This is a genomic window from Agriterribacter sp. (assembly GCF_035445465.1).
Classification (GTDB): domain Bacteria; phylum Bacteroidota; class Bacteroidia; order Chitinophagales; family Chitinophagaceae; genus Agriterribacter.
This window is the reverse complement of sequence record NZ_DAOMQT010000078.1, coordinates 1-12,915: the sequence shown is the minus strand read 5'-3', so window position 1 is coordinate 12,915 and position 12,915 is coordinate 1. Positions and strand designations below refer to the sequence as shown.

The window sequence follows — 12,915 nt, the reverse complement described above, 5'->3', positions numbered from 1 at the left end:
CTGAGGGCTTCATCCCATGCAGTATCCGTAGCCTGTGTGTGGGCGTGGTAGCCGATGTATACTTTATGTTTCGCGGCAAGCGCTCCCAGGCGTTTGGAATGGGCCGGATCTTTGGGTAATTCAACAGTAACGGAATTCGCCCCCAGTGCTTTGGCAGCTTTCAGTGCATATTCAATTTCCGCATCGGTATTGTTTGTGCCCAGGGCACTGGGTTTAAAAGCATAGATGCTTACCCCGGCTTTTTTGAACATTTTTTTTACTTCCTTAAACTTATCCATGGAAACTGTGGCACGCCAGTCGGCTACTTTGCTTTTATCGGCCGGCTTTCCTGCATAATCTTCTACCGATTCGCCCATCAGTTCTACGGCGCTGATGCCGCTATCAACAATATATTGTAAAAGTTGCTCAACATTGTGCGGCATGCTCCGGAATGAATACGTGATCACACCGATCTGCACGCCAAAGAATTTCGAATTGGGTACTTTATCAAACGAAAATGCTTTTGACCATGCAGCCGAACCACCAATCAACAATCCCGCCGAAGCCAGTGATCCTTTTAATAAAAATTTCCGACGCGAGGCATTATAAGCATTGTTATTATTTAAAGACATAAGGCAAATTTTGAAATGAGCGATTTTACTAAGGGTAAATATATGCCTTCAATGTAAAGTGAAAAAATTAAATACCGGAACGCTAAGTACATAAAAACATTCCTCTTCTTATACGCGGCAACCCTTTTTGTTTTATATTAGAACATCCTTTTATTATGTATCATTTCATGAAAAAATATATTGTAAGCTTATTGCAATTCTCTGCTGTAATGCTTTTGACTATATCCGCAACGCAGGCCCAGCGATGGGTTAATTTGTTTAATGGCAAAAATTTAGATGGATGGCATATACTACCCGGAGGAGAATGGAAAGTGCAGAATGGCATAATAACGGGTACAAGTAGGGCTTCGGAACCGAAAGGAAGCACCGCGGCAGATGGTAGCCAGCTCTTTTCATTGCCGGACATTTTAGCCATTTTCTTTTACGGAACGGAAAACGCAACCACGAAATCTCCCTGCTTGCTTCCCAGTTTTCCATGTCCGCCGGCGGCTATCACTATATATTGTTTACCATTAACTTCATAGGTCATAGGCGTGGCCTGCGCGCTGGCCGGCAATGCATACTCCCATAACAGCTCACCGGTTTTTGTATTAAAGGCACGCAGGTGATTATCTAAGGTAGCGGCTACAAATAAGGTATTACCTGCGGTAACAATGGCGCCGCCAAAGTTTATTGAGCCCCAGTTTTTGGCATCAGGATACTGGCGCGGATCAAGCATATATCCCAGCGGCACTTCCCATTGCTTTGCTCCGTTATGTAAATCAATAGCAAGCAGCGTACCCCATGGCGGCTGGATTTGCATCATCAAACCTTTGTTTCCGGCTTTAAACAAATAATCGCGTTTCATTACATAGGGCGTGCCGGCCTGCCTGCCGGTTTCTGCTCTCATGATTTCCGAATGCTCCTTTTCTAATTGCGTCACTTTTTCCCTGGGCAGCATTCTTATAACTGCCGGTATCCGGTTAATATTAGTGATCAGTAATTCCTGCTTGGGGTCATAGCACATGCCACCCCAGTGAATGCCGCCCACATTTCCCGGCGCCACAAGGGTGCCTTCATAACTGGGAGGGGTAAACGGTCCTTTATTAACATATTGCGCAATCCGTTTTTCCGCCTCCGCTTTGTCCTCTTCGGTTATGCCCCATGCATCTGCTATAGTAATGCTTTGCAAACCTACAGGGGCAGGAAGCACAGGGAAAGGCTGGGTAGGATGTGCTTCTTCCCCTGCAATATCAGATGCCGGCACGCTCCGCTCTTCAACAGGGAATAAGGATTCGCCGGTTTCACGGTGCAAAACAAAAATGTGCCCCATTTTGGTGCCTACCGCAACTGCGGGAATTTTCCTGCCTTCTCTTGTTATTTCTATCAGCACAGGCTGCGCCGCAATATCATAATCCCACAAATCGTGATGCACCACCTGATAATACCAAATCATTTTTCCGGTGGAGGCACGAAGCGCCGCAATACAGTTGCCATATAAGTTCTGTCCTAAACGTTCTCCTCCGTAAAAATCCGGGCTCGGACTGCTGGCAGGAATGAATACAAGGTCACGGTCAGCATCAACCGAAATAACAGCCCACGCATTGGCAGCACCGGTTTTATGCGCTTTGGGGCCATTCCAGGTATGCCAGGCCTTATCGGTACTATCTGTTGGAATGGGATCCCAACTCCAGCGCAGCTCGCCCGAGTTGGCATCATAGGCCCTTACGGTGCCCCTCGGGTAATCGAAGCGCTGGTTATCGCCCATGGAAGAACCTACAATTACAAGATTGCCTATAACGGCAGGCGGGGAAGTTACACTGAGGTCTTTACCAAAGCCCTCCCTTAAATCAACCACTCCATCCTTACCAAAATAAATAACCGGGCTACCTGTTTTTGCATCCAATGCTATCAAACGCCCGTCAATTGTGGCAATAAAAATCCTTTTTGAAGCAGACTGGCTGATTTTATCACCTGGCGCGGGCCAGGCGGAAACCCCACGGGAAGTAATTTCAGAAAAATCATTCTTTAAATTCACCTTCGGATCAAAAACCCACTTTTGCGCTCCCGAAGCAGCATCTATCGCAAACACCCTGCAGGAAGCTGTACTGAAATATAATGTGCCGTCTATAAGAATGGGCGTTGCTTCAAAGGCCGCTTTCTCCCTTGCATTTGTGCCTTCATACTTGCCTAATTCGCCCGTTTGGAAGGTCCACGCTACCTGTAACTTTTTTACATTATTACTGTTGATCTGCTGCAATGAAGAATAACGGCTCCCCCCGGCATCGCCACCATAGGCTGACCAACCATTGTTACTTTTGCCATTTTGTACATTATGATTTGTTTGCGATTGTAAAGCAGGTGAAAGCAGGCTCAACCCCAGGAAGAGAAGCAATGTATTTTTTAGTGACATAACAAAATATTGAGCGAAAATGATATGGCACAATAAAAATACACATCTTTTATACTTGCAGGATAAAAGATGTGCAACAGTAGCAGAGTCACTAAAAACATCAGATCAGCCGAAGAATGTGGGCTTTAAAATAAACCGGCATATATGCCGGCGCAGCGGTCAGTTATCAATACGCAGAAAATTTCCGTTCTTATCAAACTCCAGCGTTATGCCGTTAGAAAGCTTTATCTCCTGCTTTGTTCTTTCCAGCTTCCACTCTTTTATAAATTCCGAAGCATAATTGGCGTTAACGTAAGCGAGGATAGCAGATGGGATTACACTATCCGGCAGTGCACTGTTGCCCTCTATTTCTTTTACTTCCCCGTTTTGATTAAATTCAATTTTAACTCCGTTTTTTAGATACACCGTATATGTGATCTGAAGATCATCAAACTCTTTTACGGCATGAACGATTGTTTGATCAGGAAAATGAGTAATAATATAGTTGGTGCTGGTGGCAGGCAGGTCATTGGATCCTACTACTTTTTCCTTGGTGCAGGAAGCAAGTAGCAGCACGGGCAATGCCAGTAACAAAAATGTTCCTTTCATAAAATGCATTTTAGATAACGGGTGAGAAGATGATATTTTCACATATGTAGCATGCTACTATGCTTATATTTGTGTGAAGTAAAAAAGAAAAATGTTTAAAAGATGTTAATAACGTATTCAGAAGCGCATAATGCGCTTTAACTGCGGCTATTTAACTTTTCATTTGTTTTCAACATAATGCTTAAACAACTGCAGGTTATTATCCATGTAGGTTTCCCTGAAGCTTTCAGAAAACAAACCATAGAATTTTTCCCAGGGATACCATTTAATATCTTCATTAATCCACCACTCTGTTTTGGTGAGCAGGCTGTCCTGCGGATGGCTTACAACAGTAAACCCGCTGGAAAAAACCTGTTTGTTTTTAGATCTTATAAGAACGGTTATACTGTCGCGCGCAAATTGCTCTAATTGTATGGAGTTTGGAACGCCATCGGCGCTTATCCAGTCTACCCGTTGAGGCGATAATATGGTATACTTTGCAGTACTGTCCTGCAAAATAGGATTCCAGTTTTTCCAGTCCTCAATATGCAGCAGGGCAGCCATTACCCTTTCGTGGGAAGCATGTACCAGTACAGATTTGGATACCCTTATTTTTGAGGGCAGCAGAAAGGAAAACAACAGCAGTATGATGCTGAATATTATAAGTCCTGTTACCGCCTGTTTTAATAAACGCATATTTTTAAGATCAAAATTTATTACTATTTTTTATTCCCATTTAAACGCCTTTACCGCAAGCGTATAGCCTATTACAGCCCATATAGCAAGTATGCCTAACTGTTTGCCGCAATCTGTTAAATGCGCGCCTTCAAAAGCCACGTTGCGCATGGCATCATTTAAATGGGTAAGTGGTAATATTTTACAAAAAGGCTGCAGCCAGGCAGGAAAGTTATCAATAGGAAAAAAGGTACCCGCAAGCAAAAACTGGGGCAGCGTAACCATATTAGCTAATGGCGGAATAGTACTTTCATTTTTCGCTATCCCGCTTACCACAAATCCAAACGACATAAAAACAACCAGTCCTATGAAACTCAATACCAGCAATTCCATAAAGGTGATCCAGCCGTGGATTAATGTAAAATGAAAAAAATAATATCCTACTAATAATATCACTACCGCCGTTATCAGTTGAAAGGTTACGCGGCTCAGGCCTTCACCCAGTACGATAAAGGTGCGGCTGACAGGTGTGGCGAAAAAACGTTTTAGCACTAAGGTTTGCCGCAGGCTGAAAAACAAAAATGCTACCCCAAATACGCCGGCACTCAATAAAGAGAATCCGAGTTGCCCCGGTAAAATGAAATCAATGGTACGATAGGTTCTTCCGGGTATTTTTTCAATATGATTATTAATGGCTGCAATAGTAGGCGTATTCGGATATTTTTGACGATCAATATTTTTGATGACTGATTCAAGAATGGAGCGCAGTACCTGCAAATTCTGTGGACTTACCGCTTCCGAACTTTTGAGGTTGATAAAATATGCCGGCGACTCATTATCATTTTTGTGAATGGAGATAATAGCTGTTAGCCTGCCTTTTTCAAGTTCCTCATTGAGCTCAATGTCCGGTTTTTCAATGATGCGGATACCGGCGATATTATGGATTACGCTATATAAATAGTGAGTAGTATCCGTACCGGGAGCAAAAGCTGCACGCAGGGAAACCTTGCTCCCCCCGCTAAAGAAACCAAAAACAAGAATAAATATAAGTGGAAAAGCAAAGCTGAAGGCAACTGCCGAAGGACTTCTGAAAATAGCAATAAGTCCCGCTTTGGCAATAGCTAACATGGCTTTAAACTGGCTATAGGATTTTAACATGCAATGTATAATTTGCCCGGTAAAGGTAGCGGATTGAAGTACATTAATAATTTACTCTACAACAATATCATAAGGCAGCCTTGTTTGTGCCGTACCCACCCTTTGCCTGATGCGCTGCAGTTGTTCATATAACTGGTATTGGCTGTAACTCAGTTCCTCCCTGATTGCTTTGGCTTTTACTGTTTTGCTGTAACTACTTTTTAGCATATCCCAGAACGACACCGGCTCAGGGTATTCTCTCAACGAGTAATCTTTAAGTTTGGCCATGCCTGCGGCGCATGCTATGGCATCGTTCAGTCCGCCAAGGCGGTCTACCAATCCAATTTGCATAGCACGACTACCAGTCCATACCCTTCCCTGTGCAATACTGTCAACCAGCAGCATATCTTTTTTCCGGCCGTCCGCCACCCGTGTTTTAAAATCATGATAAATGGTATCTATTGCGGCCTGTATAATTTGCTTCTCTCCTTCGGTGAGTGGCCGAACCGTTGTACCTATATCTGCATAGGGCGTGGTTTTTACCTGGTCGAATGTTACGCCTAATTTGTTTTTGAAAAAATCCTGCATATTAGGTACGATGCCAAAAACACCAATGGAGCCGGTAATGGTATTGGGTTGTGCAAAAATGCTGTCGGCCGCGCATGAAATATAATAACCACCGGAAGCGGCCACATCTCCCATGGAAACCACCAAAGGCTTTCCGGCTTTTCGGGCAAGCAGGGTTTCCCTCCATATAATTTCACTTGCCAAAGCGCTGCCACCGGGCGAATTAACCCGTAATACAATAGCCTTAATATTTTTATCCGTGCGGGCTTTTGAAATCAGGTTCCTGAATTCATCTGAACCTACCTGCCCTTCGCTTCCCCGGCCATATACAATATCTCCTTCGGCATAAATAACGGCTATCCTGTCGGATGTATATTTTTTTATGCTGGTTGCTTCAGCATAACTCCCTATTTGTACAAATTCAATTTTGTCATCTTCTTTAATATCCAGTCTTTTCCTGATCTCATCTTTCACCTCATCGTCATATTTTACACCGTCTAATAACTTATATTTTACAGCATCATTGGCTGTTTGTATCATATAGGCGTTGGCATACCCGTGAAGCGTTGCGGTATCAATGCTTCTCGCATCCGCAACCGCAAGTAAAAAACGATGGTATACATCTCCCAGCCATACCGTAGTTTGCAACCGGTTGGCTTCCGTCATCTTTTCTTCGCGCAGCGGTTCTGTAGCGCTTTTAAATTTACCATCATAAAATATCTGCGGTTCAATTTCAAGTTTCTTTAACGCGTTCTTAATGAAAAAAAGCTGGGAGGCAAATCCTTTCCAGTCTATCATGCCTTTAGGGTTGCAGTAAATTTTGTCGGCCGCGCTGGCAACAAAATAAGCTTTCTGGGAAATCATATCGCCGTAGGCAATAACGAATTTCTTACTCTCCTTAAAATCAAGGAGTGCGTTGCGCAACTCTTCACTTGCAGCAAACCCGTTTGCGTTTTCATTACATTTAATATAAATACCCTTTACCAACGAATCGCTTTTAGCATGTTGAAGGAGGCGAACAACATCATACAGGGAGGTTGAATAGATATCCCTGTCACCACTGAGCCGCGCAAGGGTATTGTCTGTTTTTTTATCCTTAAAACTCCGGGAAAGGTCAATAAATAAAACTGATTTTGCTGCTATTGTTGTTTTTTCACTACTGGCAATACTACCTGCTACAGCAAATAAAATAAGAAACCCAATCAAAGTAAAAACAACCAGTGCCAGCAAAGCGGCCAGGAAAAACTTAAAGAAACTCCTCACGTTAAAAATTTTAATCTGGTAAAAATAGAGATATTTGAAGCCGAAAATTACATACTATCCATGAATAAAGCGTATTTACTGATAGGCGGTAACATGGGCGACAGGAAAAAGCAACTAAAAAAAGCGGCAATGAGGGTTGAAAAGGCATGCGGCAGAATAGCGCTTTTATCGCATTTTTATGAAACCGCAGCCTGGGGGAAAACCGATCAGCCCCCTTTTTATAACCAGGCACTTATTGTACATACCACTTTACCTGCTTTGGAATTGCTTGATACCATACTGCATATTGAAACCAGTATGGGGCGACACCGGGTTGAAAAATTTGGCCCCCGGGTCATTGATATTGATATTTTGTTGTTTAATGATGCGGTTATTCATTATCCCAACCTGGTGGTTCCGCATCCCGAATTAGCTAACAGGCGTTTTGCCCTTGAGCCCCTGAATGAAATAGCTCCTGATGCGGTGCACCCGGTATTGAAAAAAACGATTAGTCGTCTTTTAAAAGAATGTCCTGATACGCTAGAAGTACGAAAACTGGAAAATTAGTGTATAACCCTTTCCGGTTTATTTAAAAGGGTTGTTTAAGTTTGGCTTACTTTATGAATTATCGTTTCATCACCATTGAAGGTAATATTGGTGCAGGTAAAACAACTTTAGCCCATCTGTTGTCGAGATATTTTAATGCAAGGCTGATACTTGAACAATTTGCGGATAATCCTTTTCTTGCTAAGTTTTATGAAAATCCACAACAGAACGCCTTTCCGCTGGAACTTTTTTTTATGGCCGAGCGCTATAAGCAACTTAAAGAGCTGGTACATACCCGGGATATCTTTCAGCACATAACGATATCGGACTATATGTTTACCAAATGCCTGCTTTTTGCAAAAGTAAATTTACCGGATGAGGAATTCCTACTGTACCAGCGTTTATTCGACATTATCCACCAGCAGCTTGTTCAGCCCGACATCCTGATTTACCTGCATGCGCCTGTTTATAATCTGCAGTCGAATATCCGTAAACGCGGACGTGCTTATGAACAAAATATTCCTGATGAATACCTGTTCAATATCCAGCAAACCTACACGCACTATATCAAACAACATAATATCAGAACCTTATATGTAGATGCCGGCAAAGCAGATTTCCTGGGTAATGAAAATCATCTGAAAGCGATTATTGACGCGCTTGATAAAGATTATGATGCCGGCCAGTATTACATAGCGCTACCCTGAAAATTGAAAAGTGATGAGTCTTCAAACCTATTTTAAAACAGGCGCCCCGTTTGAAGCAGTACAAATACCGGAGTTCAGATATTTGATAACCGGACGTTTTTTATTTATCCTTTCGCTGCGCATGATGAGCACTCTCGTTGGCTGGTGGATATACCAGCTTACCAATGCTCCCTTCGCTATTGGCCTCATCGGTTTGTCGGAAGTTATTCCCGCGCTCAGCCTTGCCTTATATGCAGGTCATGTAATTGATATGAGCGAAAAAAGAAAGCTGCTCCTCACAGGCGTGTTGATGTATGTATGCGCAGCTATTGCATTACTGATCCTTTCCTCGGCATATGCCGGAGCACATCTTACACAGCATCGCATAGCCATTTGCATTTACGCGGTAATATGCTGCACAGGTATTGTCCGTGCTTTTGCAGGCCCTTCTTTTAATGTGCTGCTTGCGCTGATCGTTCCACGGCGTGTTTTACCAAATGCCATTACATGGAACCAGGGTGCATGGCTTACGGCATCCGTTATGGGGCATGCCATGGGAGGCTTTTGCATTGCCCTGTTTGGAAACAGCGGAACCTTATGGTGTATTTGTTCGGGCATGCTTGCTGCATTCATAGCGCTATTGCGTATTAAAAAGAAGCCGGCGCTTATACAGAAAAGTGAACAAAAGACATGGGAAAGCGTTAAAGAAGGGCTGCGGTTTGTTTTCAGAACAAAAGATCTGCTGGGGGCTATTTCATTAGATATGTTCGCCGTATTTTTTGGCGGGGCTGTAGCTATGGTGCCCGTATTTGCGCGGGATATTTTAAAAATAGGGCCGGAAGGCTTTGGTATTTTAAACGGCGCATCCGATGTAGGCGCTATATGCAGTGTGTTGCTGCTTACTTTTTTTCCGATGAAACAAAAACAGGGACGGCGGCTCATTATTGCTGTTTCAGGGTTTGGTATCTGTATTGTTATTTTCGCCTTTTCCAAATGGTTCCTGTTGTCTTTTTTTGCATTGATGCTGAGTGGTATATTAGATGGGATCAGTGTTGTGATAAGGGGTACCATCATGCAGTTAAAAACACCCGATGAAATGAAGGGCAGGGTATTGAGTGTAAATTCCATGTTTGTTAATTCGAGCAATGAACTGGGGCAGTTTGAAAGTGGACTGATGGCGAAAATAATGGGGGTAGTGCCTTCCGTTATTTTTGGCGGATGCATGACGTTTTTAGTAGCCGCTGCTACCTGGTTCAAGGCGCCGGAGCTTAGGAAATTAGAATATTAATTATCGCAGGTTTTCCTAACGAAGAAGCTGTTTAAAAACAGTTGCTGTTACGCACGCTATAAGAAAAGATGCCGCAGATTGACAGACGCGGTCAGCGCACCTGCATCAATATACGCTGTCATCAATTACAATCAAGTTAACTCAACTGCGCCAGGCTTTCTTCTATCGCTTTAATTTTAGCTTCGGCATCGGCCATTTTTTTTCTTTCCAGCTCCACTACTTCCGGCCGGGCATTTTGAACAAACCGTTCGTTGCTTAGCTTTTTTGCTATAGCTGCAAGAAATCCTTTTTGATAAGCAAGGTCTTTTTCCAATTGTTCTTTCTGCGCTGAAGTATCAATTTTTTTATCAACGTATAAATAGAATTGTCTTTCAGATGAAGCAATTACAATGCGTTCTTTACCATCAATACTATAATCTTCGTTGGTATAAACTGAAGCGTCAAAAAAAACATTTGTTTGCTTCCTTAACAAAAGATCCATCCCTTCATCTCTATATATATGTTCACCTGCAGCATTTTTTGAGAAGGAAATTCTTTCACTGTTCTTTATTTCATTCTTTTTCCTTGCATCTCTTATTGCTGTTATATCTGCTTTAAGTATAGCTCCCCGTTGCAGTATTTCATTGTTGGCTATCCCCACCGGCTTACATTGCATCACGCATAAGCCTTCTTTGCCTTCATTAAGCCGCTCATTTATTTCTTCCGTAATAAAGGGCATATAAGGATGCAATAATTGCAATAGCTCAGTAAAATAAGCCACTGTTTTACTATATACATCCGCCGAAATAGATTGCTCAAAACCAGGTTTCACCCATTCAAGATACCAACTGCAAAAGTCATCCCATATTAAAGAGTAAATGGTTTTAAGCGCTTCGCTCAACCGGAATTCTGAAAATAGCTTTTCCACTTCGGCTTTTACTTCATTCAGCCTGCTTTCAAACCATTGCGTAGCAAAATCATCATTAGCGGGTAATGAAACATCTGCCCGATGTTCCCACATCTTCACCAGCTTCAGCGCATTCCATAGTTTATTGTTGAAGAATTTTCCCTGCTCTAAGGAAGCATTATCAAACAACAGGTCATTACCAGCGGGAGAAGAGATCATAATGCCAAAGCGAACAGCATCCGCACCATAATCTTCAATGAGCTTCAGCAGGTCGGGCGAATTGCCCAGTTGCTTGCTCATTTTTCGGCCCTGCTTATCCCGCACCATGCCGGTAAAATATACATCTCTGAACGGAACCGCTTTTTCGATGGGCTTTTCTTTATTGTATGCTAATCCCGCCATGATCATCCTGGCCACCCAGAAAAAAATAATATCCTGCCCGGTTACCAGCACAGATGTGGGATAATAATACTGAATATCCCTGTTGCCCGGATCAGAGATGCCTTTAAATACTTCCATAGGCCAAAGCCAGGAAGAGAACCAGGTGTCGAGCACATCTTCATCCTGCGTTAAAATATTGTCTTCGCCATACTGAGCGGTATATAATTTTTTAGCGGCAGTTTCATTTTCGGCCACTACTACATTGCCTTTATCATCGTACCATGCGGGTATCTGCTGTCCCCACCACAACTGGCGGCTGATGCACCAGTCCTTCACATTTTCCAGCCAATACTTATAGGTAGCCAGGAATTTATCGCCGGGGTGTATATTAATCTCACCCTCCAGCACCGCTTTTAAAGCAGGTTCGGCAAGCGGTTTCATTTTTAAAAACCATTGTGTTGAAATACGTGGCTCTACCACAACGCCCGTGCGTTGGCTGTAGCCGAGGCGGGTGGCATATTCCTCTTCTTTAACAATGAATCCTTTCTCCGATAACCCGGCAATGATCTTTTTCCGGGCGGCAAAGCGGTCTTCCCCCACATATATTTGCGCGGCTTCGCTTAATGTGCCATCCGCGTTCAGGGTATCCACTACTTCCAGGTGGTGCTTTAGTCCCAGGTTATAATCATTAATATCATGCGCCGGCGTAACTTTCAGGGCGCCCGTACCAAATGCCGGGTCAACATATTCATCAAAAATAATGGGTATGCTGCGGTTGATGAGCGGAACAACAGCCTTCGCATGCTTTAAATGCGCATAACGTTCATCGTTAGGATTAACGCAAACAGCCGTATCGCCCATAATGGTTTCGGGGCGCTGGGTGGCAATAATAATTCCTTTTTCGCCGGTCAGCGGGTTGATCATTTCTTCTCCCGCTTCATCCGTAATGCTATACCGTATGTAATATAATTTTCCCTGCAGATCCTTATACTCTACTTCTTCATCACTCAATGCAGTTTGCGCCGCCGGATCCCAGTTGATCATTCTTGCGCCGCGGTAAATCAGTCCTTTACCGTGCAAATCCACGAACACTTTCATTACGGCTTTGTAATAAGCATCATCCATGGTAAAGGTTACCCTGCTCCAGTCTACGCTGCAGCCCAGTTTTTCTATCTGGCTATAAATAATACCGCCGTATTTTTCTTTCCATTCATAGGCGTACTTTAAAAACTCAGGCCTGCTTAAACTATTTTTATCAATTCCCCTTTCTTTAAGCATACCTACCACCTTGGCTTCAGTAGCAATAGAAGCATGATCGCTGCCGGGTACCCAGCAGGCATTAAAGCCACTCATCCTGGCCTTGCGCACCAATATGTCCTGCACAGTTTCATTGAGCGTATGCCCCATATGCAAAACCCCGGTAACATTGGGTGGTGGAATAACCACGGTAAAGGGCTTGCGGCTATCCGGCACGCTCTTAAAATATTGTTCTGCTTTCCAGTGCCTGCTCCACTTTTCTTCAACAGCGGCAGGCTCATAATTTTTGCTCAGTTGTTCCATAAAGTTGGCAAAGGTAAGCATATTTGAGGGTGAATGAAATCGTGGTGAGTGGCCAGTGGTGAGTAGTGAATGGTGAAAAAAGGAATTATCAGATCGTTGTTAGTATTCTTTAGCTGAAGGCTGAAAGCCGATGGCTCAGGGAGCTGGTGAGTACCACAGGGCCGGGCGGTGGATAACCTAAAAAAAACACTTTCCCTGTTATCCGGGGAAAGTGCTTCTTCCAGGAAAAATAATTTTACCAGGAGAGGTACGTGATAACCGCAATCGTTGCATAAACCAGTATAACAATCATAGCGATTTTTACACCTTCACCTAAGTGCAATGAGTTAAAAAGCTTCATAATTGATGATTTTAAGATGAAAAAATCAGGACCGGAT

The 12,915-nt window shown here is 43.3% G+C and carries 11 protein-coding genes; 4 read left to right on the top strand and 7 right to left on the bottom strand.

Features of this window, described 5'->3' with window-relative positions; all coding sequences use genetic code 11:
* A partial coding sequence (locus tag PLE34_RS20410; protein ID WP_502875899.1) for an IolE/MocC family protein occupies positions 1-611 on the bottom strand: 611 nt, incomplete at its 3' end.
* Positions 612-766: 155 nt separating this feature from the next.
* Between PLE34_RS20410 and PLE34_RS21940 the strand changes: the two genes are divergently transcribed.
* Complete coding sequence (locus tag PLE34_RS21940; RefSeq protein WP_502875898.1) at positions 767-1,135, top strand: 3-keto-alpha-glucoside-1,2-lyase-like domain-containing protein; 369 nt, start codon at positions 767-769, stop codon at positions 1,133-1,135.
* On the opposite strand, the gene PLE34_RS20405 is transcribed toward PLE34_RS21940, so the two are convergent.
* From PLE34_RS20405 to sppA, 5 genes are all read right to left on the bottom strand, one after another.
* A complete protein-coding gene (locus tag PLE34_RS20405) occupies positions 1,033-3,003 on the bottom strand; it encodes a pyrroloquinoline quinone-dependent dehydrogenase (protein WP_324560052.1) in 1,971 nt (656 codons plus the stop codon). The two genes, PLE34_RS21940 and PLE34_RS20405, sit on opposite strands and share 103 nt — an antisense overlap.
* Before the next feature lie 159 nt (positions 3,004-3,162).
* Positions 3,163-3,591: a PepSY-like domain-containing protein gene (locus PLE34_RS20400; protein ID WP_324560050.1), complete on the bottom strand. Its 429-nt coding sequence runs from the start codon at positions 3,589-3,591 to the stop codon at positions 3,163-3,165.
* 159 nt (positions 3,592-3,750) lie between these two features.
* A complete protein-coding gene (locus PLE34_RS20395) occupies positions 3,751-4,266 on the bottom strand; it encodes a hypothetical protein (protein ID WP_324560048.1) in 516 nt (171 codons plus the stop codon).
* Positions 4,267-4,296: 30 nt separating this feature from the next.
* Positions 4,297-5,403, bottom strand: coding sequence for an ABC transporter permease (locus tag PLE34_RS20390; RefSeq protein WP_324560046.1), 1,107 nt, complete (start codon positions 5,401-5,403; stop codon positions 4,297-4,299).
* A 51-nt stretch (positions 5,404-5,454) separates the two neighbouring features.
* Positions 5,455-7,212: a signal peptide peptidase SppA gene (sppA, locus tag PLE34_RS20385; RefSeq protein ID WP_324560044.1), complete on the bottom strand. Its 1,758-nt coding sequence runs from the start codon at positions 7,210-7,212 to the stop codon at positions 5,455-5,457.
* A gap of 60 nt (positions 7,213-7,272) precedes the next feature.
* Between sppA and folK the strand changes: the two genes are divergently transcribed.
* Genes folK through PLE34_RS20370 form a run of 3 tightly spaced genes read left to right on the top strand, consistent with a single transcriptional unit; the run spans position 7,273 to position 9,711 of the window.
* Positions 7,273-7,758, top strand: a complete 486-nt coding sequence (folK, locus tag PLE34_RS20380) for a 2-amino-4-hydroxy-6-hydroxymethyldihydropteridine diphosphokinase (protein WP_324560041.1) — start codon at positions 7,273-7,275, stop codon at positions 7,756-7,758.
* A gap of 53 nt (positions 7,759-7,811) precedes the next feature.
* Positions 7,812-8,444, top strand: coding sequence for a deoxynucleoside kinase (locus PLE34_RS20375; protein ID WP_324560039.1), 633 nt, complete (start codon positions 7,812-7,814; stop codon positions 8,442-8,444).
* Positions 8,445-8,457: 13 nt separating this feature from the next.
* A complete protein-coding gene (locus PLE34_RS20370; RefSeq protein WP_324560037.1) occupies positions 8,458-9,711 on the top strand; it encodes an MFS transporter in 1,254 nt (417 codons plus the stop codon).
* A gap of 136 nt (positions 9,712-9,847) precedes the next feature.
* Here the strand turns inward: PLE34_RS20370 and PLE34_RS20365 are convergent, their stop codons facing one another.
* Positions 9,848-12,559 (bottom strand): valine--tRNA ligase, encoded by a 2,712-nt coding sequence (locus PLE34_RS20365; protein WP_324560035.1) that lies wholly within the window; start codon positions 12,557-12,559, stop codon positions 9,848-9,850.
* Between the last annotated feature and the right edge of the window lie 356 nt (positions 12,560-12,915).

What these genes read in the sequence shown, in the direction of transcription:
- PLE34_RS20375 (WP_324560039.1), top strand. Translation starts at nt 7,812, where the DNA reads ATGAATTATCGTTTCATCACCATTGAAGGTAATATTGGTGCAGGTAAA.
- PLE34_RS20370 (WP_324560037.1), top strand. Translation starts at nt 8,458, where the DNA reads ATGAGTCTTCAAACCTATTTTAAAACAGGCGCCCCGTTTGAAGCAGTA.
- PLE34_RS21940 (WP_502875898.1), top strand. Translation starts at nt 767, where the DNA reads ATGTATCATTTCATGAAAAAATATATTGTAAGCTTATTGCAATTCTCT.
- PLE34_RS20400 (WP_324560050.1), bottom strand. Translation starts at nt 3,591, where the DNA reads ATGAAAGGAACATTTTTGTTACTGGCATTGCCCGTGCTGCTACTTGCT.
- PLE34_RS20365 (WP_324560035.1), bottom strand. Translation starts at nt 12,559, where the DNA reads ATGCTTACCTTTGCCAACTTTATGGAACAACTGAGCAAAAATTATGAG.
- PLE34_RS20395 (WP_324560048.1), bottom strand. Translation starts at nt 4,266, where the DNA reads ATGCGTTTATTAAAACAGGCGGTAACAGGACTTATAATATTCAGCATC.
- PLE34_RS20390 (WP_324560046.1), bottom strand. Translation starts at nt 5,403, where the DNA reads ATGTTAAAATCCTATAGCCAGTTTAAAGCCATGTTAGCTATTGCCAAA.
- folK (WP_324560041.1), top strand. Translation starts at nt 7,273, where the DNA reads ATGAATAAAGCGTATTTACTGATAGGCGGTAACATGGGCGACAGGAAA.
- PLE34_RS20405 (WP_324560052.1), bottom strand. Translation starts at nt 3,003, where the DNA reads ATGTCACTAAAAAATACATTGCTTCTCTTCCTGGGGTTGAGCCTGCTT.